Here is a 25,538-nt window from a genome sequence, read left to right as displayed (position 1 = left end):
GCACCGAGGTGGCGCGCGGCGGGCGATCGGCTTGCGGCGGCCGCTCCCTGGACCGTTGCGGGCGCTCTTCGGCGCGCTGTGTACGCTCGCCACGTGGCGAGCGCTCGTCCTGGGCTTGGCGTGCCGATCCAGGCTTGCGCGCAGGCTTCTCGGCCACGGTCTTCTCGGCTGCTGTCTTCGCTGCCGGAGGGGGAGCAGCCTCGCCCTGCGTGGCACGCGGGCGCAGCTTGAGCGTGCCTTCGATGGTCGAGGGCGCGGGCTTGGGTGGGTTGCGGCGTACGGAGCTCACACGTGATCCTTGTGCTCGGCCTCGGGCAAGCCGTCGAAGGTGCTCCAGCCCTGCTCGCGCCCGGTGGGCGGCAGGTCCTCGCGCAGTTCGACATGCTCGTGCAGATGGGCCTTGGCGATGAAATGGGCGGTAATCGGGGCGGTCAGGAACAGGAAGACGCTGATCAACACCTCGTGGATGGAAAGCGTGCCCTCGATACCGAAGAAAAACAGCATCGAGGCCACCAGCGCGCCACCGACCCCGAGCGTCGTCGCCTTGGTCGGCGCGTGCAGGCGGGTCAGCAGATCGGGCAGCTTGACCAGACCGATCGAGCCCACCAGGGCGAAGATGCCGCCGAGCACGATCAGCGCCGAGATCAGCAGTTCGAGCAGGAAGTTCATGGGCCGCTCACTCGATGACGTCGCCGCGCAGGATGAAGCGGCAGTAGGCGACGGTGGAAATGAAGCCGAACATGGCGAACAGCAACGCGCCCTCGAAGAATACCGTGGTGCGTTGCTGGATGCCGAACAGGATGATGAGTGCGATGATGTTGATCACCATCGTGTCGACCGCGAGCACGCGGTCCATCAGCGAGGGCCCGCGCAGCAGGCGCCACAGGTTGAGCAGCACGGCAACCGACACCGCCGCATAGCCAAAGTTGAGAGCGTACTCGATCAAGGGAAGATCTCCTTCAGGCGGGCCTCGTAGCGCACCTTCATCTGGCGCACCGCCTCCTCCGCGTCAGGGGCGTCCAGGCAATGCACCAGCAGGCTGCGGCCATCGGCCGACAAGTCGCAGGACACCGTGCCCGGCGTCATCGTGATGGTGCCGGCGAGCACGGTGATCGCCTCGGGCGAACGCAGCTCGAGCGGCAGCGTCACCCAGCGCACGCGCAGCTGGTCGCTACGGCGGAACAGGATCAGGCGCGCGACCTGCAGGTTGGCCACTACGACGTCCCAGGCCACCAGCCCCATGTAGGCGAAGGCCTTGCCATAGGCCTTCACCGGCGGCCGTTCCGGCCAGAAACTGCTCGTCATGATCGGGATGATCACACCGAGGATCGTACCCATCACCAGCCCGCCGAAGCTGAAGCTGTTGAGCAGCAGCATCCACAGAACGATCAGCACTACGGTCAGCAGCGGATGCGGCAACCAGCGCTGGATGAAGGGGCGTTTGTCCACGCTCGCTTTCTCGGCCATCAGCGTACGCCTCCTGCGGCACCGAGCACCGCCTCGATATAGCCGGCCGGCGCAAACAGCTGCGCCGCCACGAGATCAAGCCAGGCATGGACCGGCCCGGCAAGCACGGTCAGGGCGACGAGGCCGGCAAGCAGGCCGCCCACCGCCACGAAGGGCAATGCAGGGGCCGCGCGCAGCGTGGCTGGCGGCGGCGCCTCGAGTGCATGGCTCTTCCAGAACACCAGGCTGCCACCGCGCGCGAAGCCGACGACGGCCAGCAGCGAGGTCGCCAGGATCAGCGTCCAGAACCAGGCGGCCTGCGGGTGGCTGCGCACGCTGTCGAGGACGAGCAGCTTGCCAAGGAAGCCCGACAGCGGCGGCATGCCGGCCACCGCGATCGCAGCGGCGAAGAACAGCCCGGCGATGAGGGCACCCTGGGCGAAGCGCGGCGCCTGCGTGAGCCGGTCGCGGTGCATGCCACGGCGCTCGGCCACCATGTCGGCAATCAGGAACAAGGCCCCTGCCCCAAGGGTGGAGTGCAGCAGGTAGAACAGCGCAGCGCTCATGGCCTGCGGGGTGAATACCGCGACCGTCGCCAGCAGCATGCCCATCGAACCGATCACCGCGAAGCTCGCCATCTGGCCCAGGCTGCGCGCCGCCAGCACACCGGTCATGCCCAGCACCAGCGTGAGCAGACCGGCCGGCAGCAGCCAGGGCGCCGCCAGCCAGGCTGCGTCGCCGGCATCTGCACCGAAGGCCAGCACGTAGAGGCGGATGATGGAGTAGGCGCCCACCTTGGTCATGATCGCAAACAGCGCCGCCACCGGCCCCGGCGCGTTGGCATAGGTGCCGGGCAGCCAGAAGTGAAGCGGCACCAGCGCCGCCTTGACGCCGAACACCAGCAGCAGCAACACGGCCCCCGTCTGCAGCAGGGCCTGGTCGCCTGCCGGCACCTGCGGCACCTTGAGCGCGAGGTCGGCCATGTTGAGCGTGCCGGTCACGCTGTAGATGAGGCCGACCGCAATCAGGAACAGCGAGGAGCCGACCAGGTTGGTCACCACGTACTGCACGCCCGCCTTCACCCGCAGGCCGCCCCCGCCATGAACCATCAGCCCGTAGGAGGCGATGAGCAGGATCTCGAAGAACACGAACAGGTTGAAGAAGTCGCCGGTAAGGAAGGCGCCGTTGAGCCCCATGAGCTGGAACTGGAACAGAGGGTGGAAGTGCTTGCCGCGCTCATCCCAGCCGTTGATCGCATATAGCAACACGCCAAGGCCCAGGGTTGCGGTCAACACCAGCATCAGCGCCGCCAGGCGGTCGAGCACGAGAACGATGCCGAAGGGCGCCACCCAGTTGCCCAGCGCATAGACGCGGACGCTGCCATCGCTGGCCATGGCGAGCAGCACCAGGGCAACCGCCAGCAGCAGCCCCGCAGACAGGACCGAGAACACGCGCGAGAGCACGATGTCATGACGCGCCGCAATCACCAGCACGGCACCGAGGATGGCCGGCATCAGGATGGGCAGGATCAGCCAGTGGTTCATGCGCGCTCCTCGAGGCCCGCAGCGGCACGCGCGGCCGGCTCGCCCTGCTTGCGGCCGAGCAGCTTCCAGTCGTCCTCGCGTGCCTCGGGCGAGGCGTCGCCGGGCAGATCGACGTGGTCATTGCCGGTCTCTAGATAGGCGCGCAGGGACATCACCACGATGACGGCGGTCATGCCGAAGGAGATCACGATGGCGGTCAGTACCAGGGCCTGTGGCAAGGGATCGGTGTAGGCCGCGGCATCGGCGCTGATCACCGGCGGCAGATTGACGGCAAGCCTGCCCGTCGCGAACAGGAACAGGTTGGTCGCGTAGGTGAGCAGGGTGAGGCCGATGATGACCGGGAAGGTACGCGCGCGCAGCACCAGGTAGACGCCCGCGGCCGTCATCGCGCCGATCGCCGTGGCGACGAGGAATTCCATCAGTTGTGCTCCTTGCTCATGCCCATGCTGGGATCGACATCCATCGCCGTGCGGTTGACCGGCCGCTGCCCGGTCAAGCGCCCCATGCGCGACAGGTTGGCCAGCGCGAGCATCACCGCACCGACCACGGTCAGGAACACCCCGGTATCGAAGGCCATCGCACTCGCCAGCTCGAATTCGCCGACCAGCGGCAAGTGGAAGTGGTCGAAGGCCGAGGTCAGGAAGGGACGGTCGAGCACCATGGAGGCAATCCCCGTCCCCGCCGCGATCAGCACGCCGGCGCCGATCATGGCGTGGTAATTGACCCTGACGCGCTGCGCCGCCCAGCCGAAGCCGCTTGCCATGTATTGCATGATCAGCGCGATCGACACCACGAGCGCGGCGATGAAGCCGCCACCGGGCTGGTTGTGGCCGCGCAGGAAGATGTAGGCCCCCACCAGCAGCGCCAGCGGCAGCATCACCCGGGTGGCGACCACCATGATGATCGGGTGGCGGTCGACCGACACCGGCAGGTCGGGCGTCCACGCGCTCAGGCGGCGGGCAACGCGGCCATGCAGGGCACCGTCGAGCAGCGCGTAGATTGCGAGCGCGGCAATGCCGAGCACGATGATCTCGCCGAAGGTATCGAAGCCGCGGAAGTCGACCAGGATCACGTTGACCACGTTGGTGCCGCCGCCGCCCGACACCGAATTCTCGAGGTAGTAGGTGGACAGCGAGCTGCCATCGCGGGTGAGCATGGCCCAGCTCACCAGCCCCATGCCGCCGCCCGCGATCAGCGCGAGCACCCCGTCACGCAGGTGGCGCAGCGGGTCGGCGCTGACGGTGGAGCTCAGTGGGCTCGCCTTGGGCAGGAAATAGAGCGCCAGCAGGATCAGGATGACGGTGGTGACTTCGACGGAGATCTGCGTCAGCGCAAGGTCGGGCGCGGACAGGTAGATGAAGGCCACGCACACGATCAGGCCCACGGTGCCCACCACCAGCACCGACAGCAGGCGCTGGCGGAAGAACATCACGGTCAGCACGCAGCCGCCGAGCAGCAGCAGCCAGGCGACCACCGCCACCGGCTCCGCCGGCAGCAGTTCGCGCGTACCGGCTTCGTGAGAAGCGCCGATGAAGGTCGCGAAGCCTGCCAGCGTCATCGCACCGATGGCAAACGCCAGGTAGCGCTGCAGCGAGCCATTATGCAAGCCATGGGTCACGCGCTGTGCCAGCGCCAGCGCAGCCGCCATGACGGCGTCGAACATCGCCTTGGCTTCCGGATGCGGCCCCGCCTGCCAGACTGCGCGCACGCGCGGATAGGCACGCAGCGCCCCCAGGCCGACCACCACGGCCACCACCGACAGCGCGAGCGCGATGTTCACACCATGCCACAGCGCCAGATGGTAGTCAGGCAGCGCGCCACCGATCACCGCCTGCGCCACCACGGCCACCAGCGGCCCCGCCACCGTCGCCGGCAGCAGCCCGATCAGCACCACCAGCATCACCAGCAGGGCTGGCGGCAGCCACAGGCCGGCGGGCGGATCGTGCGGCGTGTGCGGGTAATCGCTGCGCTGCGGCCCGAAGAAGACATGGACGATGTAGCGCAAGGAATAGGCCACCGAAAAGCAGGCCGCGAGCGTGGCCAGCGCCGGCACCACCCAGCCGTTACCCAGCCAGGCGGTCGCTGCCGCCTCGTGCAGCATCATTTCCTTGGACAGGAAGCCATTGAGCGGCGGCAGCCCCGCCATCGACGCTGCCGCGACCATGGCCAGCGTGGCGGTGACCGGCATCAGGTGCAGCAGGCCGCCCAGGCGCTTGATGTCGCGCGTGCCGGCCTCGTGGTCGATGATGCCGGCGTTCATGAACAGCGCGGCCTTGAAGGTGGCGTGATTGAGGATGTGGAACACCGCCGCCACGGCCGCCATCGGCGTGCCGAAACCGAGCAGCATGGTCACCAGGCCGAGGTGGCTGACGGTGGAGAAGGCGAGCAGGCCCTTGAGGTCGTCCTTGAACAGCGCGATCACCGCCCCCACGAGCATGGTGATGAGCCCCGTGGTGGCGACGATGTAGAACCATTCCACCGTGCCGGCGAGCACCGGCCACATGCGCGCCATCAGGAACAGTCCCGCCTTCACCATGGTTGCCGAGTGAAGGTAGGCCGACACCGGCGTGGGCGCCGCCATCGCATGCGGCAACCAGAAGTGGAAGGGGAACTGCGCGCTCTTGGTGAAGCAGCCGGCGAGAATCAGCAGCAATGCCGGCAGGTAGAGCGGCGAAGCCTGGATGGCGTCCTTGTGCTGCAGGATGTCGGTGAGATTGTAGGAGCCGGCGATGTCGCCCAGGATCAGCATGCCGGCGATCATCGCCAGTCCGCCTGCACCGGTGACGGCAAGCGCCATGCGCGCACCCTGGCGGCCCTCGGGCAGGTGCTTCCAGTAGCCGATGAGCAGGAAGGACGACAGGCTGGTCAGTTCCCAGAACACCAGCAGCAGCAGGATGTTGTCCGACAGCACGATGCCCACCATGGCGCCCTTGAAGAGCAGCAGGTAGGTGTAGAAGCTGCCCATCCGGTCGTCCTTGGCGAGATAGAAGCGCGCATAGACGATGATCAGCAGGCCGATGCCAAGGATGAGCCCGGCAAAGAAGAAGCCCAGGCCGTCGAGGAAGAAGTTGGCGTTGAGCCCGAGCGCCGGCAACCAGTCCCAGCCCGCCTGCACCACCTCGCCGCGGAACACCGCCGGCGCATGCGACAACAGCAGCGCGAAGGCAAGCAGCGTGAAGGTGAAGGTGCTGGTCGCACAGGCATTGCGCCCGGCACGGATCATCAGCGCCGGCAACAGGGCTCCGACGAAGGGTAGCAGCACGATCAGGACCAGGCTCATCAGGGCATCCGGAAGCGGGGGACAACGAACGGAGAGGGCAGGCGGGAGACGACGCCGGGCGAGAAGCATCGCAGTGGCGACGCCGCTCGATGATCACCTGCAAACGTCCGGCCCGCGCGCATTCCGGCCAAAGTATATCTTTGAAGCAATCGGGTCACCACACGGCACTGTATTTCACTAGGCGAAATCAGCATGCCCGGTTACCATCGCCCTCCAACAAACGACCGTTCCGACATTGTCCAAGCAGAGCCCCGCCTTGTCCGCACCCAAGCCCGACGCCGCCCTCCCGGAAGGCAAGAATTCGATCCAGGTCATCGAGCGCATGATGAAGCTGCTCGACGTACTCGCGCAGCATGCCGACCCAGTGCCGCTCAAACAGCTCGCGCTCGAGACCGGACTGCACCCCTCCACAGCGCACCGCATTCTCGGCGCCATGACCGGCACCGGCTTCGTCGAGCGCTCGGAAGCCGGCGTCTACCGCCTGGGCATCCGCCTCCTCGAGCTGGGCAGCCTCGTGAAGTCGCGCATCTCGCTGCGCGAAACCGCAATGCCTTTCATGCTCAAGCTGCACGCAGCAACCGGCGAAAGCGTCAATCTGGGCGTGCGCGCCGGCGACGAGATCGTGTATGTGGAGCGAACGTCCAGCGGTCGCGCGTCGGTGCGCGTGGTGCATATCGTCGGCGCTCGCGCGCCGCTGCACACGACGGCAACCGGCAAGCTGTTCCTGGCCGAGGATGGCGCCGAACGCATCCGCGATTACGCTCGCCGCACCGGCCTGCCCGCATCGACGCCGGCCTCTATCACCACCCTGCCCGCGCTGGAAAAGGAACTCGATCGCGTCCGCCGCCACGACGTCGGCTTCGACCTCGACGAAGTCGAAGCCGGTGTGCGCTGTATCGCGGCAGGCATCCGAGACGACAGCGGCGAGTTGATCGCCGGGCTGTCGCTGTCGACCCCGTCGGATCGTTTCAACCCGGACTGGGCGCCACTCGTGCGCGAAACGGCCGACGAGATCTCGCGCGCCCTCGGCTTCAGCGCACCACGTACTCGCTGATCCTGTCGGCGCGCCGCCCGGCGCAAGGGGCGGCTCAGCCGCCAGCGCGTTGCGGCGCGACAGCGAGGCGTTGCGGCATGCCTTGTTCGAGCCACTTGCGCACGCGCTTGGCGTCGGCGGTACGCGTGTAGCGCCCGCTCGAATCCATCAGCACCATCACGACCGGCTGCTGCTGCAACCAGGTCTGCATGACCAGGCAGCGCCCGGCCTCGGAGATGTAGCCGGTCTTGGACACACTGATCGCCCACTCGGGACTGCGCACCAGGCCATTGGTGTTGCCAAAGCGCAGCATGCGGCCGCGCACGTCAACATAGCGCTCGTGCGCAGTCGAGAACTCGCGAATGAGCGGGAACGCGGCCGACGCGGCAACCAGGCGGGCGAGATCCTTCGGGCTGGACACGTTGCCGGGATTCAGTCCGGTGCTGTCGCGGAAACGCGTATCCCACAGCCCGAGCAACCGCGCCTTCACGTTCATGGCCTCGACGAATGCGCTCTCGCCACCGGGGTAATTGCGTGCCAGCGCCGAGGCGGCACGGTTCTCCGAGGACATCAGCGCCAGCTGCAGCATCTCCTCGCGGCTGAGCGTCGTGCCCAGTGCCAGGCGAGAGCCAGTACCCTTGAGGCGGTCGATGTCACCTTCGGTGATGGTGAGGCGCTCGGACAGGCTCTGGCCCGCCTCGAGCACGACGATCGCCGTCATCAGCTTGGTGATCGAGGCGATCGGCACCACCGCGGAACCATTGCGCTCGAGCAACACCTCGCCGGTGTTCTGGTTGATCACATAGAAAGCGCTCGAACCCAGCAATGGCAGGCCGTTGGCGTCCAGCGCAAGCGGCGCATCCTCGTCGGCCCCCAGCGCGGCCGGAGCCGCTGCTGCTGCTGCCGCGGCCGGTACGGCCTTGCGCGCCACCACCTTCTTGGCCGCGGGCTTGGCATTGGTACCGGGCTTGGCAACCGCCTTCTTGGGCGCAGGCTTGCTGGACACCGCTTTCTTGGGCGCCGCCTTCGCCGGAGCCTTGGCCTTGGGCGCGGGCTTGCTCGCAGCGGTCTTGCCAGCGGACTGAGACTTCGTGGACGAGGCCAGCACGGCCCCCGACTGCAATGCGAACAGCGCGGCAAGGCTGGCAACGAGGAGTCTGAGCTTCATGGTGAGCGGCAAGCCTAAAAGACGGAAAGAAACCCGAAAGCGTTTCGTATGAAAAATAAGCAGATACAAAACTGATTTCAAGTAATTTCGAATTGTGTCGTCACATTTTCCCACATTCGGCGACCGCGTGCGGCCGTCGTTTCGGCACATTGCGGGCGCGCGCCGCTAGCCGATGCGCAGGAAATCGCTCAACTCGGACTTGCGCGCCATCGCATCGTCGTAGCCAAGCTCGATCAGGGTGCGAGTGAAGCCCGGCTCGAACAGCAGGTAGGACAACAGGGTGGAGCCCTCACGGCGCATCGTCCCCAGACCACGCAGCACCATGCGCAGCAGGCGCGGCAGCTGATGGCCATGACGCCCGGCGATGGTATCGAGCCGCTGCGAGGGCTGGATCACCAGGGTCTCTATCGCGCGCAGACCGATGCCAGCGAACTGGCGCTGGGCAGGCTCGAGACGGGACACCGTGTCGTTGATGCGTGCGAGACGCTCCAGATCGACCGCAAGCGTGTCGAGAAAGATGCTCGACAAGGCATGGCCGGCAATCTGCGCAGGCGAGGGATAGCGCTCGGCGCGCTGCCGCCCCTCCTCCGCCGTGCGTCCCGCGCCGACCACCAGGATGCGCTCCGCCCCCAGATGGATGGCAGGGCTCACCGGCGCGAGCTGGCGCATCGAACCATCGCCGAACCACTCGCGATGGATCCTGACCGCCGGAAACACGAAAGGCAGGGCGCTGCTCGCCATCAGATGTTCGATAGTCAGCTCGGTACGCACGCCCATGCGCTGCTCGCGCCGCCACGGGTGAATGTCGAGCGAACCCTGGAAGAAGGCCAGGCTCTGGCCGCTGGAGTAGCCAGAAGCCGTGACACTGAGCGCATAGAGCGCCCCGCTCTTGATCGCCTGGTCAATGGCACGGAAGTCGAGCGCGCGCTCGAGCAGTCCGCGCAGCGGCGCGTTGTCGAGCAGGGAGCGCGGCGTCTGGCGCAACAACCAGCCGCCGAACAGCGCCGACCCCCAATGGATGCCGCTGCCAAGCAAGGCGGGCGCATCGACGCGATAGACCTGCTCGGCATGCAGGTTGCGCCAGATGCGCTCGATATGGCGGACGGCGCGATTGAAATCGACCGCATGCGAGGCCAGCGCGGCGGCGTTGATTGCACCGGCCGAGGTGCCGCAGAGGATGGGAAAGGGATTGCCAGGGGACGCGCCCCGGAGCTCGCGAATGGCGCTCAGCACACCGACCTGATAGGCCGCACGTGCACCACCGCCGGTCAGCACCAACGCCGCCCGCCCCTCCTGCATCCGCATCCGCCCGCCTCCGATCACCCGTTGCCTCAAGCATGAGGCAGCGGGCGATCGTCATGCAAGCATGTACGGCGGACGACCGATGCGAATCAGCCGACCTGTCCCGCCTCCACGACGGTGAGCGCCGTCATGTTGATGATGCGGCGCACGGTCGCCGACGGCGTCAGGATATGGACCGGCTTGGATGCGCCGAGCAGGATCGGCCCCACCGTCATGCCCTCGCCCGCCGCGTTCTTCAACAGGTTGAAGGCGATGTTCGCCGCATCCAGGGTGGGGAAGATGAGCAGATTCGCATCTTCGCGCATCCTGGCGTTGGGGAAGATCTGCAGGCGATGCTTGGCGTCGAGCGCCGAGTCGCCGTGCATCTCGCCCTCGACCTGCAACTCGGGGTGACGCTCGTGCAGCAGGCGCAAGGCCGTGCGCATCTTCTCGGCGGTCGGCGAGTCGGCCGAACCGAAGGACGAATGCGACAACAAGGCGATGCGCGGCTCGACACCAAAGCGCTTCATCTCCTCGGCGGCCAGCAGTGTCATCTCGACCACCTGTTCGGGCGTCGGGTCGTAGTTGACATAGGTATCGGCCAGGAACAGGGTGCGTCCAGGCAAGCTGAGCAGGTTGACCGTGTACAGGTTGTTGACCCCCTCGCGCCGGCCGAGCACGGTTTCGACGAACTCGCGGTGCAGGCGGTGCATGCCGTAGGTGCCGCAGATCAGGCCGTCGCCGTAGCCGAACTTGAGCAGCAGCGTGCCGATGAGCGTGGTGCGGCGGCGCACTTCCTTCTTGGCGTACTCGACCGAGACGCCGCGACGCTCCATCAGGCTGTGGTAGTGCTGCCAGAGTTCGTTGAAGCGCGGATCGGAGTCCGGATTGACCATCTCGAAGTCGCGCTCGGCCGCCATGCGCAGACCGAAGCGCTCGATGTTGTGGATCACCACGTCCGGGCGGCCGATCAGGATCGGACGCGCGAGCCCCTCGTCGACCACCTGCTGCACGGCACGCAGCACCTTCTCGGATTCGCCCTCGGAGAAGATGATGCGCTTCGGGTCCTTGCGCGCGGCGGCGAACACCGGCTTCATGATCAGGCCCGAATGCCAGACGAAGTTGTTGAGCTGGCCGCGGTAGGCGTCCCAGTCGCTGATCGGCCGTGTCGCCACGCCCGAAGCCTCGGCTGCCGCAGCGACTGCGGGGGCGATCTTGACGATCAGGCGCGGATCGAAGGGGCGCGGGATGATGTACTCGGGGCCGAAGCCGCCCACCTTCTCGCCATAGGCGGCCGCGACGATATCGCTCTGCTCCACGCGTGCGAGTTCGGCGATCGCCTTCACCGCGGCGAGCTGCATCTCGTCGGTGATGGTGGTCGCGCCGACGTCCAGCGCACCGCGGAAAATGAAGGGGAAGCACAGCACGTTGTTGACCTGGTTCGGGTAGTCCGAACGGCCGGTGGCGATGATGGCGTCGCTGCGCACCTTCTTCACCTCGTCGGGGAGGATCTCGGGCGTGGGGTTGGCAAGCGCGAGGATCATCGGGTTGGGCGCCATCTTCGCGACCATCTCGGGCTTGAGCACGCCGCCCGCCGACAGACCGAGGAAGACGTCGGCGCCCTCGATGACCTCGGCGAGCTTGCGCGCATCGGTCTTCTTCGCATAGCGCGCCTTGATCGGATCCATGAGCACCGTGCGGCCCTCATAGACCACGCCTTCGATGTCGGTCACCCAGATGTTCTCGACCGGAATGCCAAGCTTGACCAGCAAGGCCAGGCAGGCCAGCGCCGCCGCACCCGCGCCCGAGGTCACCAGCTTCACCTTGTCCAGCGCCTTGCCCTGCAGATGCAGGCCGTTGAGCAATGCGGCGCCGACCACGATCGCGGTGCCGTGCTGATCGTCGTGGAAGACCGGGATCTTCATGCGCTCGCGCAGCTTCTGCTCGATGTAGAAGCACTCGGGCGCCTTGATGTCCTCGAGGTTGATGCCGCCGAAGGTGGGCTCGAGCGCGGCGATCATGTCGATCAGCTTGTCGGCGTCGGGCTCATCGATCTCGAGGTCGAAGACGTCGATGCCGGCGAACTTCTTGAACAGCACCCCCTTGCCTTCCATCACCGGCTTGGCCGCGAGCGGGCCGATGTTGCCCAGGCCGAGCACAGCCGTGCCGTTGGTGACCACGCCGATCAGGTTCGAGCGCGCGGTGAGCTCGGCGGCCTGGGCCGGATCCTCGACGATGGCATCGCAGGCGGCCGCCACGCCGGGCGAATAGGCCAGCGACAGGTCGCGCTGGTTCGACAGCACCTTGGTCGGTGTCACCGAGATTTTCCCGGGGCGCGGATAACGGTGGTAATCGAGCGCGGCAGCGCGGATCAGTTCGTCCATGGTCTCTTCCTTTCTGTTCTTCGGCGTGGAGTGCGCGAGCAACGCGCCCCACCCCAAAAGACGACGGAGCAGGACGACTCGCGCACGATCCTGCGCAGCATACCGCAAAGGCCAATCTTTCGCATTACGAAAAACGTCTTTGCATCGTGAAACAAACACTGCCCGGCCTGCGTGCGCACTTCCATGATAGCCATGCGTTTGCTCACCGATAGTTACGAGCGCATTCATAAGTCTGCGCTCCTCATGGCATAATTACGGGCTTTCACCGATTGCAATTCGTTCGCGCACGTTTCACCCGCAAACGCATCGCATCGGTACGTCGGGGCGCCCCAGCCGGCGCCCGAGCAGCCCGCCGGCCAGGCAGCACCTGCTTCAACGATGGCCGACCGACGGGAATGGTTACGCATCACAGCACGGGAGAGCTGTACACATGTCTCAGAACCACGCCCAGGCGGCCATTGCCGCTGCCCCCGAATATGTCCGCCACGAAGGCCTGAAGCAGTGGGTCGGCGAGATCGCCGCCCTGACCGAGCCTGACCGTGTCGTCTGGTGCGACGGCTCCCAGGAAGAGTACGACCGCCTGTGCGCAGAGATGGTCGAATCCGGCATGCTGATCAAGCTCAACCCGGAAAAGCGCAAGAACTCCTACCTCGCCTGGTCCGACCCCTCGGACGTCGCCCGCGTCGAGGACCGCACCTTCATCTGCTCGCAGGACAAAGGAGACGCCGGCCCCACCAACAACTGGGAAGACCCGGCGGTGATGCGCGAGACGCTGAACGGCCTGTTCAAGGGCGCGATGCACGGCCGCACCATGTACGTGGTGCCGTTCTCGATGGGCCCGCTCGGCAGCCCGATCGCCCACATCGGCGTCGAAATCTCCGACAGCCCCTACGTCGTCACCAACATGCGCACCATGACGCGCATGGGCCGCGGCGCCATCGAGGTGCTCGGCACCGACGGCGAGTTCGTGCCCTGCGTGCACACCGTCGGCGCCCCGCTCGCCCAGGGCGAGAAGGACAGCCGCTGGCCGTGCAACCCGACCACCAAGTACATCGTGCATTACCCCGAGACGCGCGAGATCTGGTCCTACGGCTCGGGCTACGGCGGCAACGCCCTGCTCGGCAAGAAGTGCTTCGCGCTGCGCATCGCCTCCACCATGGCGCGTGACGAAGGCTGGCTGGCCGAGCACATGCTGATCCTCGGCGTCGAATCGCCGCAGGGCGAGAAGACCTACGTCGCCGCCGCCTTCCCGTCGGCATGCGGCAAGACCAACTTCGCCATGCTGATCCCGCCCAAGTCCTTCGACGGCTGGAAGATCACCACCGTCGGCGACGACATCGCCTGGATCAAGCCCGGCCCCGACGGCAAGTTCCGCGCCATCAACCCCGAGTTCGGCTACTTCGGCGTCGCCCCCGGCACCTCCGAGAAGACCAACTTCAACGCCATGGCCACGCTCAAGGAAAACATCATCTTCACCAACGTCGCGCTCACCGACGATGGCGACGTGTGGTGGGAAGGCATGAGCAAGGAAGCCCCCGCGCACCTGATCGACTGGCAGGGCAAGGACTGGACGCCCGAGATCGCCCGGGAAACCGGCCGCAAGGCCGCGCACCCCAACGCGCGCTTCACCGCGCCGGCGAACCAGTGCCCGTCGATCGACCCGGCCTGGGAAGATCCCGCCGGCGTGCCGATCTCCGCCTTCATCTTCGGCGGCCGCCGTGCCACCACCGTGCCGCTGGTGTACCAGGCTTTCAACTGGAACTTCGGCGTTTACATGGCCGCTACGCTCGGCTCCGAGACCACCGCCGCTGCCTTCGGCGCTCAGGGCGTGGTGCGCCGCGACCCGTTCGCCATGCTGCCCTTCTGCGGCTACCACATGGGCGACTACTTCAACCACTGGCTGCGCATGGGCCACGTCGTCGAAGATACGCCCAAGATCTTCTGCGTGAACTGGTTCCGCATGAACGAGAAGGGCGAGTTCATGTGGCCGGGCTTCGGCGAGAACATGCGCGTGCTCAAGTGGATCGTCGAGCGCTGCCAGGGCAAGATCGCCGCCAAGGAAACCGCGCTCGGCTGGATGCCGCGCTTCGAAGACCTCGACTGGACCGACGCCGAGATCACCCGCGAGGAATTCGACGCCCTGACCAAGGTCGACGCAGACGCCTGGCGCACCGAACTCAGCTCGCACAAGGAGTGGTTCGACAAGCTGCAGGACCGCCTGCCGCGCCAGCTCGTGCTCAAGCGCGAACTGTTCGAGCTCGCACTCAACGCCGACTGATCCACCGCACGCCCGACCGAAAAAAGCGCCGCAGGTCGGCGCTTTTTTCATTTCGGCGCAGAATGGCGCCGCTCTCACTACCCGTCATCGCCGGAGCCCACGATGCAAGCTTTTTCCCGCCGCGCAGCCGACATCCAGCCCTTCCACGTCATGGAGCTGCTGCGCCGGGCGCGCGAGCTCGAGGCCCAGGGGCGCGACATCATCCACATGGAGGTCGGCGAACCCGATTTCGGCACGCCGCAACCCGTCATCGAGGCTGCCACCCGCTTCCTTGCCAGCGGCGACGTCCATTACACCCCGGCGCTCGGCCTACCCAGGCTGCGCGAGGCGATCGCACGCTTCTACCAGGATCGCTTCAAGGCCGAGGTCGCACCCGAGCGCATCATCATCACCGCCGGCGCCTCCGGCGCCTTGATGCTCGCGCTCGCTGCCACCACAGACCCCGGCGACGAATGGCTGCTGCCTGACCCCGGCTACCCCTCCAACCGCCATCTCGTGCGCGCCTTCGAAGGTGTCGCGCAGGCACTGCCGGTAGACGCGCAGACCCGCTACCAACCCACTCCGGCCCGGGTCGACGCAGCCTGGACCGCACGCAGCCGCGGGTTGATGGTGGCCACGCCATCCAACCCCACCGGCACCCTGCTCGGCATCGACGAGATCGCCGCCCTGCACGCGGTCACCCGCCGGCGCGGCGGCCTGCTGCTGGTCGATGAGATCTACCAGGGCCTGACCTACGGCATCGACTCCGCCACCGCACTGGCACACCCGGCACTCAACGCGGCCGATGACGTCTTCGTCGTCAACAGCTTCTCCAAGTATTTCGGCATGACGGGCTGGCGGCTCGGCTGGCTGGTGGCGCCCACGCCCCTCGTGCGCGAGATCGAGAAGCTCGCCCAGCACTTCTTCATCTCGCCCTCGTCGCCCGCGCAGCATGCGGCCCTCGCAGCCTTCGAGCCTGCCACGCTGGAGATCCTGGAGGCACGGCGGACGGAGTTCGCCGCCCGCCGCAACGTACTGCTGCCCGCGCTGCAGGAAATCGGCTTCACGATCGCGACCGAGCCGCAAGGCGCCTTCTATATCTACGCCGACATTTCGAAGCTCGCGGACGACTCCGAAGCGCTCGCCCGCCGCATGATCGAAGAGGCAGGCGTGGCAGCCACGCCCGGGCTCGACTTCGGCCACCACCTGCCGCGCCGCCATCTGCGCATCGCCTACACCACGCGCGAATCACGCCTGCTCGAGGCCGTTGAACGCATCAGCGCCCTGCGGGCCTGATCGGCCGGCAGGGCGCTGTAATGAGCAGGCGCGGGCTTAGCTCGCCTGCTCGAGGCTGGTGCGGACCACGTCACGCCCGGCGATCAGCATGAGCCGCTTCTTCAGCGACATCACCTTGCGTGTGTAGCGGGCCTGCGGGTCCTTCAAGGCTCCGTTGTAATACTGCAGCGCGCGCTGCAGGCTGCCATAGCGCTGCAGGCCTTCGTGGAGCACCAGGGTACCCACGCGCACATTCACCTCGGGGTCGAACAGCGCGTTCTTGCCGCGGTTGGCGCCGAGCTTGTCCTGGTGGTAGCGCGGGATCACCTGCATCAGCCCTTGCGCCCCCATGTTGCTGACCGCACGCGGGTTGAAGCTCGACTCCACGGCCATCATCGCCACGATCAACAAGGGGTCGAAGCCGAGTTCCTGCGCAGAAGCCTCGGCGGCTGCCAGTGCGGGGACGATGGCCGTCTCGGATACACGATAGTTCTCGGTGATCCAGTCGCGCACGCGCGCCATCTCGATCGACAGCTCGCCTTCTTCCTGCGCGAACGGATCTTCGCCCAACATCTCCAACCCGGTCACTGCCGGACTGAAGGCCTTGAGCGCGGGCTCGACAGGCTGTTCGGTCGCACGCCTGAACGGCACCGACGGCGTGTAGGAGACATCGGCGAGCGTCACTGCCGGACTGACCGGCGGCGTTACCCGCAAGCCAAGGCCAGAGACCATCGACAGCTCGGAGGTGGTCGGCTCCGCCGCCGGGAGCGCAAACGCATCGCTGAACTGCAGGGGCGCACCGGCATCGGCAGCGCCATTGGCAGCCACCATATGGACCGTACCCAGGAGGCCGGCAGAAAACAGTGCACCGTAGACGAGGCTGGTCGCCGCACCGCCCGTTCTGCGCGCAAGCGCATTGAATCGAGTTGCGTGTTTCATGGTGTCCTCCATGCTGTGGCCTGAGCCGCCACCCTGGCCGCACCCTGTTGGAGTGCTGCGCCCGCGCCACCCTTTGAGGGCAGCGCGCATGCCGCGTGGCCGATTGGCCACGCCGGCAGATGGCCGGCTCGGTCGCCAGTAGGTGTTAAAGCCCGCCGCCGCAACCAGACGACAGACCCCGCGGTGCGCGCGTCCATGAAACTGCGTCTCCCTCTCAGAGAGGCGCCGCACCGAGATTGATTGAATTGTTGCGATGCAACAGGAAGCGAATTCTATTCTTCGACAAACATTTTGTCAAAACTTGACATGCGGGTGCCCTGGCGCCCGCATGTCATCACCCATGCACAGCAGCCGCTCCAGCCGCTGCCAGTCGAAGAACGGCCCGGGATCGGTCTTGCGCCCGGGGGCGATGTCCGAGTGCCCCACCACGGCCTCGATCGGGTAGCGCGTGCGCAACTCGGCGATCAATCCGGCCAGGCGCACATACTGCACGGGCTCGAATGGCTGTGTGTCACAGCCTTCGAGTTCGATGCCTATCGAGAAATCGTTGCAGCGCTCACGCCCATTCCAGCACGACACGCCTGCATGCCAGGCGCGGTGCTCGGGGGCGACGAAGCACACCACCTCGCCATCACGACGGACGAAATAGTGCGCCGACACGCGCAGATGCTGGATGTCCGCGTAATAGGGATGCTCGGCCGGGTCGAGCGTATTGGTAAACAGCTGCTCTACCCCAGGACCGCCGAAAGAATCGGGTGGCAGGCTGATGGCGTGCACCACGACGACATTCGGAACCACCCCCTCGGGTCGTGCATCGTAGTTGGGCGATGCACACAGCCGCAGCACCACAGCGTCGCGCTCGCCGCCTCCAGCCCTCATTGCCAGTAGATCACGAATCAATCGCCGACACTCCCTGCCGCTCAGCGCCGGGTATCGACATAGCCAATGCTGGCCTGCGGTGCACTGTTGATCACATCCCACCCGACCGTCGCCGCGCCGTTCTGGAAGGTACGCCCGACACCCAGATCCAGGCCGACACGATTCATCATCGGATAGTAACTGGCACCGACCGATCCCACCGTACGATCTTCGCGGTCACTCGTCAGCACCTTCACCGACAACCCCGGCCCACCGCCACCAAAATTGTAGTTGATACCGAACATCACGGCCGGATCGGCCTGCGCCGCGGTCGCGGCAAGGGCAAAAGTGGAAGCGACAAACAGCTTGCGCATCGGACTCATCTCCTGACTGGGTCTATCGGACGCCGCACCTCATGCGGGCGCAAGACTGACCACAGGAGACGGAAAAAGATTGGTGTGGAGATATCTCGAAACATCTTGGCGAGTGCGTGGCGAAAACCTGCGAGCGGGGTCAGGTCTTTCATTTACTCACAGTCCGTTGAGGCCGCCGTAACACACGCCCCTTGCTGACGATGCGGCTGATCGAACTGTAATGCAAGCCGAAGAAAGCAGCGAGTTGGGCGTAGGTGAACTCACCGGAATCAGCCGCCTCGAGGATGGCCCGGTCTCTCGAGGGGAAACGCTCGACGTAGGCGTCGAGGGCCACACCCTTCGGGCGACGCTGCATCCTGGGCACCTCGCTCAAGTTGTCATCGTCGGCAAACCTGCTCGCCATGCGACCTGCAAAATCCGCGCTGCCCAGGTAGATCTGCGCATTCAGGCCTTCCCAGATCGGCGGAAGACCAACACCGGCGCGCACAAAGTCTTCGTAGCGGCCGATGGCGCGCGTCCGCACTTCACCGAACTGGCCAAGGACCCAGTTCGTCGCCAACCATGACGGGGCCTCCACCCGGCCGAGCAGCGCGCGATGACTGCTCCACGGCCAGTCCGCCGCATCCTTGCACAGGCCGGCACGCACCGGATTGAGCACGACATAGCGCGCGAGCTCCACCAGGTAGGCGTCCGCCTCCACGAGGATCGCCTTGTAGCGCCCCTGAAAAACGTGACCGACGCGGCCATAGCGGCGATTGACCGCCTGCGTATACACCCCGTTGAGCTGCCGCATGCCGCGCGCCAGGTTGGCTTCGGCAGTCTCCACGACGACATGGTAGTGGTTACCCATCTGGCACCACGCATGGCAGCGCCAGTTGAAGCGCTCGCAGACCTCGCCGAAGAGATCGAGCCACGCCCGCCGGTCGACGTCATCACCATAGATCATCTCGCGCCGGTCGCCGCGCGACGTCACATGATACACACCGCCCGCAAGCTCGATTCGCAACGGCCGCGCCATGATGCCCGTCCTTTGAAAGGAGAGCTCGAATTATGCTTATGCCATTTCCTACCCGCAAGCCCGTCACGCATCACTCGGCTCTGTGATGATCAACTGAAAGACCTGACCCCGAGAACGCGAGAACGCGAGAACGAGAAACCCCTCACCCCGCCCGGGCGGCCTGCCTGATAGCCTCGGCTGCCCACTGGTTCAAGCTCTGCCCGTGCGCAGCGGCAGCGACGACCGCCGCCTCGTGCACAGCGGGATCGACGCGCAGCGAGAACTTGCCCGAGAAACGCTTTCGTGGCTCGATGCCCCGCCGTTCGCAAGCATCCAGGAACATGCGGAGGGACACCTCACCTTCGCGCCTCAGTCCGGCCACATCTGCCGCATAAAAATCCGCACCACCATTCAAACCGACGAACTCGCCGCGAAACATCTGGATGTCCGGATCGAAGGTGATCACGGCCTCGTAGCCCCCGATGTTCATGGTGTTCATGGTTGCACTCCGTTTTCTTCAAGCCACTTCCGAATTGCTGCGACTGCGCCCTTGTCGGTATCCGGGGACGGGTGCGGGCGATGAAAGACACGCACCACACCGAACAAGAACACCTCCACCCGAGAACCTTCGCGCTCCGAAATCTCGGCACCCAACTCCCGGAACAAAGCCTCGATGTCCCCCCAGCGCACATTGGCCGAGACCGGCCGGACATGGATCAGTTCAAGGGTGCGCTGGTGTTTGCGCTTCACGATCTTATGGTATCAAAAAACGATACCAGACCAAAATGAGCAAATGAAAGACCTGACCCCAACCCTCCAACCCCCAAATGAAAGACCTGACCCCAACCCCACTACCCCACTACAAAAAAAACGGGAGCCGAAGCTCCCGTTTTTACTTTCAAACCTGTCTGGAGGACAGATTAGAAGGTGTGACGCATACCAACGGCGAGGACGTTGGCCTTGTCGCCGGTCACACCCGTCGGAGCAGCAACAACACCCTTGGCGACGCCGGTGTCGTTGTCGGTCTGGTTGTAACCAACATAAGCGGTGGTACGCTTCGACAGAGCGTGCGTGTAGGCGATGGAGTACGACTTGGCATCAGCGTTGCGATTGTCGTAATCAGCCTGACCGTAACCGACATGGACGTTACCAGCGGCACCGACCGGAACGATCACACCAACCTGCCACAGATCAACGTCGTTGCCCTTGGTGTTGTTGAGCGACTTGGCGTCCTGGTAGTGTGCGGTCAGCGTGGCAACGCCGAAGTTGTAGCTACCACCCAGCGACCATTCTTTCTGATCGGCGGTGTTGCTCTGAACCAGTTGGTAAATCGCAGCAACGCGCAGCGGGCCGTTGTTATAGTTCAGACCAAGACCGAAAGCGTCGTCATCGTTGGGATCAGCATGCACTTCATTGGCGCGCATCGAGTAGATCGCGCGAACGCCGAGACCCGAGAACGAACCGTTGTAAGCAACCGAATTGTTCCAGCGCGCGCCACTACCGGCGTCGATGGTCGACCCCTCGCCGCCAATGAGGATCGCAGCAGGCGAGAGAATGGCCGAATTGCCGAAAGCGTCGACGATGTGATCGAAGCCCGGGGCGTACTGACGACCGAGGCTGACGGTACCAAAGCCGCCGGACAGGCCGACAAACGACTGACGCGAGTTACCGCCGAGACCGCGAGTTCCGTCGGAGTTATCGCTACCGTCAAAATTTACAGCCTGCTCGTAGGTGAAAACAGCCTTCAGGCCATTGCCCAGATCTTCGGTGCCACGAAAACCGATGCGGCTACCCGACAGGCCACCGCTATTGACGGCCGACATGTCGTTAGCACCGTGGTCGCCGAAAGCCATGTAGGCGTCGGCCACACCGTAGATGGTCACGTTCGACTGAGCGAAGGCCGGAGCCGAAACCAGGCCAGCAACAGCCAGCGCGATCAGTTTCTTCTGCATGTATTTCTCCTCAAATTTGAAGTTGAGACCGCGGCACCTGCCTCGGCCCTACTCACCTCTCTGGCGAGAAGTTGGGGCGATTCTGCAAACCTGAGCCCGGGCATGCAAGTCCGGGCGACGGAAAACACCACATTCCGGGCTTTGTTGTTGCGGGCGTGCAACAGAACGCCGGATCAGCGCCGCGCATCGAGCCGCGGCAGGGCCGCCTTCCAGCCCAGCAGCTTCTCGTTCGCCGTCACCAGCGTCGCGTTGCGCACCGCGGCGGAGGCGGCAATGAAGCGGTCCGCGGGGTCGCGATGCAGGTCGGCGAACCCCGCGGCCGCGAGCGCAATGCGGCCATCGAGCGGGATCTCGAGCAGCCCCGCGCTGAGCAGGCCTGCCCGCCAGCCTTCGATCGCGAGCGGCAGAACGATACGGCCTTTCTGTGCAAGCATCGCGCACTCCCAGAAGCTGATCGCACTCACCGCGACCTCGCCAGCACGCCAGGCCTGCTCGATGCGCGCCCGCGCCTGCGGGCCGAGCGCGGCATCGTCGGCGTCCATCCAGATGAGGGCGTGCGTGTCGAGAACGATCACGACAGCACCTCCCAGTCATCGTCGGCAACCGGTGACACGATGTCGCCCAGGATACGTAAGCCTGGATGCAGACCAAAAGGCGAAGATGCGCGCGCGCCCTGATAGGGATGCAGTTCGGCCACGGGCTTACCGTTCTTCGTGACGACAAGGATCTCGCCGGAGGCCGCCACCTGATCCATCAGGGCGAGACAGCGGGCCTTGAATTCGGAGGCCTGGATGGTTTGCATGGTCGTGCTCCCTGGATAATCGATGACCATGATCATGACCATGGTTGGATGCAAATGCAACAAGGCTGCAAGCAGGCAGCATGCACGGGTTCATTCAATAGAGAATTCGGCACATTTTGTACAAAACATACAATTCAAGCTCACCAGAACGAAGAGGAGTGGCCACCATGCGCACCGTCCCTGCCACCGAGGCAAAACAAGCCATGGGCGTTTGCGTTGTTGCGACGCGGACATTTAAGTGCACACACAAACGTAGATACAAGAGGTAATACCATGGGAACGCTGACCAGCCGAGTGTTCAACAACGGCAACAGCCAGGCTGTACGCATACCCGCAGAGTTCCGCCTCGACACCGACCGCGTCAGCATCACGCGCAACGAAGCGGGCGATCTGGTGATCCACCCCTTGCGCGTGCAACGCGGCACCGCCCTGATGCAGGCCCTGAAGGCGCTGGGCGAAGTGGACGAGGACTTCATCGCCGCGCTCGAGGCCGAACAGGAAGCGCCGCTGCAAACGCAGGAGCGCAAGGCGCTGTGATCTACCTGCTCGACACCCACATCCTGATCTACCTGATCAAGAACCAGCCGCCCGGCATCGCGCAGCGCATCGACGCCCTCCCCGAGAGCGACGTCCTGTGCATGTCTTTCGTGACCTGGGCGGAACTGCTGAAGGGCGCCGAGCGCAGCACTCGCAAGACGGAGGTGCTACGCCGGCTGAACGCTCTGGCGCGCCAGGTACCGGTGCGCTATCCCGCCGACCCCCGCCATCTGCAGGCATTACGCGGAACAGGCCACCCGCCTCAGGGAGGCAGGCACACCGATCGGCGCGAACGACCTGTGGATCGCCTGCCATGCGCTGGCCGAAGACGCCACACTGATCACCCACAATACGCGCGAGTTCAGGCGGATTGCGGGTTTGCGCGTCGAGGACTGGGTAGCCTCCGACACAGACTGAAGCAGGCCACCCCGGAACTCCCGCCGCCCCTTAGCACTCTCACGCCCCGAGTGCTAATATTGAGGCGCACAAGGAGGACCCAAGCCCATGTCACACGCCCTGACCTTCCCCGTTCCCGCCGCCGGCAGCCTGGACCAGTACATCCAGAGCGTGAATCGCATGCCGATGCTGAGCGAACAGCAGGAGGTGGAACTGGCGACGCGGCTACGCGACGAGGGCGACGTGGGTGCGGCACGGCAGCTGGTGATGTCGCATCTGCGCGTCGTCGTCGCCATTGCGCGCGGCTACCTCGGCTACGGCCTGCCCCACGCCGACCTCATCCAGGAGGGCAACGTCGGCCTGATGAAGGCCGTCAAGCGCTTCGACCCGAGCCGCGGCGTGCGCCTGGTGTCGTTCGCGATCCACTGGATCAAGGCGGAGATCCACGAGTACATCCTGAAGAACTGGCGCCTGGTGAAGATCGCCACCACCAAGGCGCAACGCAAGCTGTTCTTCAACCTGCGCGGCATGAAGAAGGACAGCACCACGCTGCAGCCTGCCGAGGTGCAGGCGATCGCGGCCCAGCTCGACGTCAAGCCCGAGGAAGTGGTGGAGATGGAAACGCGGCTCACCGGCCGCGACATTCCGCTCGACGCCGGCAGCGACGACGAGGACGAGCGCTTCGCGCCGATCTCCTACCTGCCCGACCCGCAGGCCGAACCTTCCGAGCTCATCGCCGAGGCCCAGCTGGCACACCTGCAGGACACCGGCCTGCGCAATGCGCTCGCCAGCCTCGACGACCGCAGCCGAGCCATCGTGCAGCGGCGCTGGCTCGCCGAAGGCGACAGCGCCACCCTGCACGATCTGGCGGCCGAATACGGCGTCTCAGCCGAACGCATCCGCCAGATCGAAGCCAAGGCCATGCAGAAGATGCGGGGGATGCTGGCGGCAGTGGTGTAACTACAGCGCCAAGGCACTCTCCAGACAACAACGGCAGCTCGAAGGCTGCCGTTGTGCTTTCATGCGCCACGCTCGCACATCGCTGCTACTTCCCATCCAGCAGCGCCTTGATGTCCGCCGCGACCACCTGCGGCTCCTCGCCGTGCCTCATGTACAGGCGCAACCGTCCATCGGGACCGAAAACGTAGGTACCGGCGGAATGGTCGATGGTGTAGTGGCCGGCCAGATCGCCGCTCTTGCGGTAGAACACGCGGAAGTCCTTGGCAATGGCAGCGATCTGCTCGGGCGTGCCGTACATGCCGAGGAAGCGCTGGTCGAACACCGGCACGTACTCGGCAAGCAGTTCGGGCGTGTCGCGCTCGGGGTCGACGGTGACGAAGACCACCTGCACGCGGTCGCTGTCGGCGCCGAGCAGGCCCATCACCTCGCTCATGCCCACCAGCGCAGTGGGGCATACGTCCGGGCATTGGGTGTAACCGAAGAAGATGGTGACCGCCTTGCCCTTGAAATCGGCCAGCGTGCGCTCCTGGCCGTGATGGTCGGTGAGGCGGAAGTTTCTGCCATAGTCGGCGCCGGTGATGTCGGTGCTGCGGAACACCGGCTCGGCAGGCGTGCAGGCGGCGAGGACGCCGAGCGCCAGGGCGGGCAGAACGAGGGCACGCAGGCGCGCAAAAAGCGTTGATGACGAGAGAGCGGACGACATGGGCTTGCCTGTTTGACTGCAGAATCAGCGCTCGATGATAGACCCATCGCCTGCCCACCGGAACCCGCTGCGGCATTCGGCCGCAGCCGCCGCAGCGCTTGTCCGCCATCAAGGCACACTGGAATGGCGCTGTCCGACTGCACCTCCGCCAGCCCCACCCTCCCCTGCGCTCCTCGGGGCACCCGCCCGCGTCAGCCTGCCGACAGTCGCCTGCGCAGCGCACGCATCAGCGCCCCCAGCAACGGCAGCTTCTCGTACAGTTCCTCGGCGGCGTCCCAGTAGTCGCGGTGCAGCAGCACGCGGCCACCGGCATCGAAACGCAGGTGGGTCACGCCATGCACCACCACCGGCCGGCCGCGCAGCAGGAAATGGAAATCCCAGCCCAGCATGGCCTGCGCACCCTGCTCGATGCGCTCGGTGACCACGAAACGCGGCGCATCGACGGTATCGAACATGTGCTCGAAGATTCTGCGAATGGCTGCGGTACCGACGACATCGTTGAACGGATCCTTGAAACGCGCGTCGGCGGCATAGAGTGTGTCGACACCGGCCAGCGAGTGCGGCGCGAGTTTTTCGTAGAAACACGCCACGCGGCCAGCCGCGCTCGCGGCGGCGTCCGCAGTGGCGGGCGCCATGCCCTCGGAGCCCATGTGCGTCGACCTCATAGTCCAGTGGCTCGCCGCACGAGCCGGAAATAGAAGCGCCGCGGCAGCCACTGCAGCGCCTTGAGCACGCGGGTGAAGCGCTTCGGGAAGTGGATCTCGAAGTCGCCGCGCGCAAAGCCGTCTACGATCGCCTGCGCCGCCTGGACCGGCGTCTGCAGGGCCGGCATGTGGAAGTCATTGGCGGCTGTGAGCGGCGTGGCGACGAAGCCGGGGTCGATCAGGAAGACATCGACGCCGCGCGGCGAAAGATCCAGGTAGAGCGTCTCGGCCAGGTTGATCAGCGCCGCCTTGGTCGGGCCATAGACGGTCGCCTTGGGCAGCCCGCCGTAGCCGGCGACGCTGCCGACCAGGGCGATCGCCCCGCTGCCCTGGCGCAGCAGCACGGGCACGAGCTCGCCGACGCCGCACAGCGTGCCCACCAGGTTGAGCTCGACCGTCTCGCGCACGGCCTCGGCGCTCAGTTCCCAGGCGCGCAGCGGGCGATAGGTGCCGGCGTTGAACACCACCAGGTCCACGCCACCCCAGCGCGCCAGCACGGCGGCCTGCGCACGCGCGAAGTCACCGTCGCGCGCGAGATCGAGCGCTTCGACCACGCAGTCGGACGCGGCCACCCCGCGCGCCATGCACGCCGCGCGCACCGCCTGCAGCCGCTCGACGCCGCGCGCCGACAGCGCCAGGCGCGCACCG

The 25,538-nt window shown here is 65.6% G+C and carries 27 protein-coding genes and 2 pseudogenes; 7 read left to right on the top strand and 22 right to left on the bottom strand.

Features of this window, described 5'->3' with window-relative positions:
* From C662_RS17785 to C662_RS17755, 7 genes and pseudogenes are all read right to left on the bottom strand, one after another.
* Positions 1–289, bottom strand: a pseudogene (locus C662_RS17785) (hypothetical protein); the annotation flags it as partial.
* Entirely contained in the window at positions 286–669 is a 384-nt protein-coding gene (locus C662_RS17780) for a Na+/H+ antiporter subunit G (RefSeq protein ID WP_002932391.1), read from the bottom strand. The gene C662_RS17780 and the pseudogene C662_RS17785, both read right to left, overlap by 4 nt.
* A gap of 7 nt (positions 670–676) precedes the next feature.
* Positions 677–946 (bottom strand): K+/H+ antiporter subunit F, encoded by a 270-nt coding sequence (locus tag C662_RS17775; RefSeq protein ID WP_002932388.1) that lies wholly within the window; start codon positions 944–946, stop codon positions 677–679.
* Positions 943–1,467 (bottom strand): Na+/H+ antiporter subunit E, encoded by a 525-nt coding sequence (locus C662_RS17770; RefSeq protein ID WP_002932381.1) that lies wholly within the window; start codon positions 1,465–1,467, stop codon positions 943–945. The genes C662_RS17775 and C662_RS17770 overlap by 4 nt, the downstream gene beginning before the upstream one ends.
* The gene (locus C662_RS17765; protein ID WP_002932380.1) at positions 1,467–2,990 is read right to left on the bottom strand and encodes a monovalent cation/H+ antiporter subunit D; all 1,524 of its coding nucleotides are present in this window, start codon (positions 2,988–2,990) and stop codon (positions 1,467–1,469) included. Before C662_RS17765 ends, C662_RS17770 begins: the two co-directional genes overlap by 1 nt.
* A complete protein-coding gene (locus C662_RS17760; RefSeq protein WP_002932377.1) occupies positions 2,987–3,409 on the bottom strand; it encodes a Na+/H+ antiporter subunit C in 423 nt (140 codons plus the stop codon). Before C662_RS17760 ends, C662_RS17765 begins: the two co-directional genes overlap by 4 nt.
* Positions 3,409–6,270: a monovalent cation/H+ antiporter subunit A gene (locus tag C662_RS17755; protein WP_002932374.1), complete on the bottom strand. Its 2,862-nt coding sequence runs from the start codon at positions 6,268–6,270 to the stop codon at positions 3,409–3,411. The genes C662_RS17760 and C662_RS17755 overlap by 1 nt, the downstream gene beginning before the upstream one ends.
* A 256-nt stretch (positions 6,271–6,526) precedes the next feature.
* Between C662_RS17755 and C662_RS17750 the strand changes: the two genes are divergently transcribed.
* Positions 6,527–7,324: an IclR family transcriptional regulator gene (locus C662_RS17750; protein WP_002932371.1), complete on the top strand. Its 798-nt coding sequence runs from the start codon at positions 6,527–6,529 to the stop codon at positions 7,322–7,324.
* Positions 7,325–7,358: 34 nt separating this feature from the next.
* Here C662_RS17750 and C662_RS17745 read toward each other — a convergent pair whose 3' ends face one another.
* From C662_RS17745 to C662_RS17735, 3 genes are all read right to left on the bottom strand, one after another.
* Positions 7,359–8,471: a serine hydrolase gene (locus C662_RS17745; RefSeq protein WP_002932368.1), complete on the bottom strand. Its 1,113-nt coding sequence runs from the start codon at positions 8,469–8,471 to the stop codon at positions 7,359–7,361.
* 165 nt (positions 8,472–8,636) lie between these two features.
* Positions 8,637–9,776, bottom strand: a complete 1,140-nt coding sequence (locus tag C662_RS17740; RefSeq protein WP_002932365.1) for a patatin-like phospholipase family protein — start codon at positions 9,774–9,776, stop codon at positions 8,637–8,639.
* A gap of 86 nt (positions 9,777–9,862) precedes the next feature.
* A complete protein-coding gene (locus C662_RS17735; RefSeq protein WP_002932363.1) occupies positions 9,863–12,136 on the bottom strand; it encodes an NADP-dependent malic enzyme in 2,274 nt (757 codons plus the stop codon).
* Between the two features lie 430 nt (positions 12,137–12,566).
* On the opposite strand from C662_RS17735, the gene C662_RS17730 reads away from it, so the two are divergent.
* A complete protein-coding gene (locus C662_RS17730; protein WP_002932355.1) occupies positions 12,567–14,414 on the top strand; it encodes a phosphoenolpyruvate carboxykinase (GTP) in 1,848 nt (615 codons plus the stop codon).
* Positions 14,415–14,516: 102 nt separating this feature from the next.
* Positions 14,517–15,689 (top strand): pyridoxal phosphate-dependent aminotransferase, encoded by a 1,173-nt coding sequence (locus C662_RS17725; protein WP_002932346.1) that lies wholly within the window; start codon positions 14,517–14,519, stop codon positions 15,687–15,689.
* A 36-nt stretch (positions 15,690–15,725) separates the two neighbouring features.
* On the opposite strand, the gene C662_RS17720 is transcribed toward C662_RS17725, so the two are convergent.
* The 9 genes from C662_RS17720 to C662_RS17685 all read right to left on the bottom strand — a co-directional run bounded on the left by C662_RS17720 (position 15,726) and on the right by C662_RS17685 (position 21,632).
* Positions 15,726–16,607, bottom strand: coding sequence for a transglycosylase SLT domain-containing protein (locus tag C662_RS17720; protein ID WP_002932344.1), 882 nt, complete (start codon positions 16,605–16,607; stop codon positions 15,726–15,728).
* A gap of 294 nt (positions 16,608–16,901) precedes the next feature.
* The gene (gene ampD, locus C662_RS17715) at positions 16,902–17,486 is read right to left on the bottom strand and encodes a 1,6-anhydro-N-acetylmuramyl-L-alanine amidase AmpD (RefSeq protein WP_002932342.1); all 585 of its coding nucleotides are present in this window, start codon (positions 17,484–17,486) and stop codon (positions 16,902–16,904) included.
* A 41-nt stretch (positions 17,487–17,527) separates the two neighbouring features.
* Positions 17,528–17,839: a hypothetical protein gene (locus tag C662_RS17710; RefSeq protein ID WP_002932341.1), complete on the bottom strand. Its 312-nt coding sequence runs from the start codon at positions 17,837–17,839 to the stop codon at positions 17,528–17,530.
* Between the two features lie 148 nt (positions 17,840–17,987).
* Complete coding sequence (locus C662_RS17705) at positions 17,988–18,857, bottom strand: transposase (RefSeq protein ID WP_002932340.1); 870 nt, start codon at positions 18,855–18,857, stop codon at positions 17,988–17,990.
* Positions 18,858–18,999: 142 nt separating this feature from the next.
* Positions 19,000–19,335 (bottom strand): type II toxin-antitoxin system HicB family antitoxin, encoded by a 336-nt coding sequence (locus C662_RS17700; protein ID WP_002932339.1) that lies wholly within the window; start codon positions 19,333–19,335, stop codon positions 19,000–19,002.
* Entirely contained in the window at positions 19,332–19,586 is a 255-nt protein-coding gene (locus C662_RS20120) for a type II toxin-antitoxin system HicA family toxin (RefSeq protein WP_002944681.1), read from the bottom strand. The genes C662_RS17700 and C662_RS20120 overlap by 4 nt, the downstream gene beginning before the upstream one ends.
* A 170-nt stretch (positions 19,587–19,756) precedes the next feature.
* The gene (locus C662_RS17695; RefSeq protein WP_002932334.1) at positions 19,757–20,788 is read right to left on the bottom strand and encodes a porin; all 1,032 of its coding nucleotides are present in this window, start codon (positions 20,786–20,788) and stop codon (positions 19,757–19,759) included.
* 173 nt (positions 20,789–20,961) lie between these two features.
* Positions 20,962–21,363 (bottom strand): type II toxin-antitoxin system VapC family toxin, encoded by a 402-nt coding sequence (locus C662_RS17690; protein WP_002932332.1) that lies wholly within the window; start codon positions 21,361–21,363, stop codon positions 20,962–20,964.
* Positions 21,360–21,632, bottom strand: coding sequence for a type II toxin-antitoxin system Phd/YefM family antitoxin (locus C662_RS17685; RefSeq protein WP_002932330.1), 273 nt, complete (start codon positions 21,630–21,632; stop codon positions 21,360–21,362). The genes C662_RS17690 and C662_RS17685 overlap by 4 nt, the downstream gene beginning before the upstream one ends.
* Positions 21,633–21,863: 231 nt before the next feature.
* Between C662_RS17685 and C662_RS17680 the strand changes: the two genes are divergently transcribed.
* The 4 genes and pseudogenes from C662_RS17680 (at position 21,864) to rpoH (ending at position 23,483) form a co-directional block, all read left to right on the top strand.
* Positions 21,864–22,127, top strand: coding sequence for an antitoxin (locus tag C662_RS17680; protein ID WP_002932328.1), 264 nt, complete (start codon positions 21,864–21,866; stop codon positions 22,125–22,127).
* Positions 22,124–22,255: pseudogene (locus tag C662_RS20695) on the top strand (type II toxin-antitoxin system VapC family toxin); the annotation flags it as partial. The gene C662_RS17680 and the pseudogene C662_RS20695, both read left to right, overlap by 4 nt.
* A gap of 82 nt (positions 22,256–22,337) precedes the next feature.
* A complete protein-coding gene (locus tag C662_RS20585; protein ID WP_332306973.1) occupies positions 22,338–22,544 on the top strand; it encodes a PIN domain-containing protein in 207 nt (68 codons plus the stop codon).
* A gap of 87 nt (positions 22,545–22,631) precedes the next feature.
* Positions 22,632–23,483 (top strand): RNA polymerase sigma factor RpoH, encoded by an 852-nt coding sequence (rpoH, locus tag C662_RS17675; protein ID WP_002932324.1) that lies wholly within the window; start codon positions 22,632–22,634, stop codon positions 23,481–23,483.
* Positions 23,484–23,568: 85 nt separating this feature from the next.
* Here the strand turns inward: rpoH and C662_RS17670 are convergent, their stop codons facing one another.
* From C662_RS17670 to C662_RS17660, 3 genes are all read right to left on the bottom strand, one after another.
* Positions 23,569–24,186, bottom strand: a complete 618-nt coding sequence (locus C662_RS17670) for an SCO family protein (RefSeq protein ID WP_002932322.1) — start codon at positions 24,184–24,186, stop codon at positions 23,569–23,571.
* Positions 24,187–24,377: 191 nt separating this feature from the next.
* Positions 24,378–24,836 (bottom strand): nuclear transport factor 2 family protein, encoded by a 459-nt coding sequence (locus C662_RS17665; protein ID WP_002932320.1) that lies wholly within the window; start codon positions 24,834–24,836, stop codon positions 24,378–24,380.
* 11 nt (positions 24,837–24,847) lie between these two features.
* On the bottom strand, positions 24,848–25,538 hold a 691-nt coding region (locus C662_RS17660), incomplete at its 5' end, for an SDR family NAD(P)-dependent oxidoreductase (protein ID WP_002932317.1).

It is taken from the genome of Thauera sp. 28, from assembly GCF_000310145.2.
In the GTDB taxonomy this organism is placed as follows: Bacteria; Pseudomonadota; Gammaproteobacteria; order Burkholderiales; family Rhodocyclaceae; genus Thauera; species Thauera mechernichensis.
The sequence above is the reverse complement of the archived record's forward strand: the minus strand, read 5'-3'. Positions and strand labels throughout refer to the sequence as shown.

Excerpts from the sequence above, each read along its gene's own strand:
- C662_RS17720 (WP_002932344.1), bottom strand. The coding sequence starts at position 16,607 with ATGAAACACGCAACTCGATTCAATGCGCTTGCGCGCAGAACGGGCGGT.
- C662_RS17705 (WP_002932340.1), bottom strand. The coding sequence starts at position 18,857 with ATGGCGCGGCCGTTGCGAATCGAGCTTGCGGGCGGTGTGTATCATGTG.
- rpoH (WP_002932324.1), top strand. The coding sequence starts at position 22,632 with ATGTCACACGCCCTGACCTTCCCCGTTCCCGCCGCCGGCAGCCTGGAC.
- C662_RS17780 (WP_002932391.1), bottom strand. The coding sequence starts at position 669 with ATGAACTTCCTGCTCGAACTGCTGATCTCGGCGCTGATCGTGCTCGGC.
- C662_RS17680 (WP_002932328.1), top strand. The coding sequence starts at position 21,864 with ATGGGAACGCTGACCAGCCGAGTGTTCAACAACGGCAACAGCCAGGCT.
- C662_RS17740 (WP_002932365.1), bottom strand. The coding sequence starts at position 9,776 with ATGCGGATGCAGGAGGGGCGGGCGGCGTTGGTGCTGACCGGCGGTGGT.
- ampD (WP_002932342.1), bottom strand. The coding sequence starts at position 17,486 with ATGAGGGCTGGAGGCGGCGAGCGCGACGCTGTGGTGCTGCGGCTGTGT.
- C662_RS17735 (WP_002932363.1), bottom strand. The coding sequence starts at position 12,136 with ATGGACGAACTGATCCGCGCTGCCGCGCTCGATTACCACCGTTATCCG.
- C662_RS17765 (WP_002932380.1), bottom strand. The coding sequence starts at position 2,990 with ATGAACCACTGGCTGATCCTGCCCATCCTGATGCCGGCCATCCTCGGT.
- C662_RS17710 (WP_002932341.1), bottom strand. The coding sequence starts at position 17,839 with ATGCGCAAGCTGTTTGTCGCTTCCACTTTTGCCCTTGCCGCGACCGCG.
- C662_RS17725 (WP_002932346.1), top strand. The coding sequence starts at position 14,517 with ATGCAAGCTTTTTCCCGCCGCGCAGCCGACATCCAGCCCTTCCACGTC.
- C662_RS17685 (WP_002932330.1), bottom strand. The coding sequence starts at position 21,632 with ATGGTCATGATCATGGTCATCGATTATCCAGGGAGCACGACCATGCAA.
- C662_RS17745 (WP_002932368.1), bottom strand. The coding sequence starts at position 8,471 with ATGAAGCTCAGACTCCTCGTTGCCAGCCTTGCCGCGCTGTTCGCATTG.
- C662_RS17770 (WP_002932381.1), bottom strand. The coding sequence starts at position 1,467 with ATGGCCGAGAAAGCGAGCGTGGACAAACGCCCCTTCATCCAGCGCTGG.
- C662_RS17700 (WP_002932339.1), bottom strand. The coding sequence starts at position 19,335 with ATGAACACCATGAACATCGGGGGCTACGAGGCCGTGATCACCTTCGAT.
- C662_RS17760 (WP_002932377.1), bottom strand. The coding sequence starts at position 3,409 with ATGGAATTCCTCGTCGCCACGGCGATCGGCGCGATGACGGCCGCGGGC.
- C662_RS17695 (WP_002932334.1), bottom strand. The coding sequence starts at position 20,788 with ATGCAGAAGAAACTGATCGCGCTGGCTGTTGCTGGCCTGGTTTCGGCT.
- C662_RS17730 (WP_002932355.1), top strand. The coding sequence starts at position 12,567 with ATGTCTCAGAACCACGCCCAGGCGGCCATTGCCGCTGCCCCCGAATAT.
- C662_RS17670 (WP_002932322.1), bottom strand. The coding sequence starts at position 24,186 with ATGTCGTCCGCTCTCTCGTCATCAACGCTTTTTGCGCGCCTGCGTGCC.
- C662_RS17665 (WP_002932320.1), bottom strand. The coding sequence starts at position 24,836 with ATGGGCTCCGAGGGCATGGCGCCCGCCACTGCGGACGCCGCCGCGAGC.
- C662_RS17755 (WP_002932374.1), bottom strand. The coding sequence starts at position 6,270 with ATGAGCCTGGTCCTGATCGTGCTGCTACCCTTCGTCGGAGCCCTGTTG.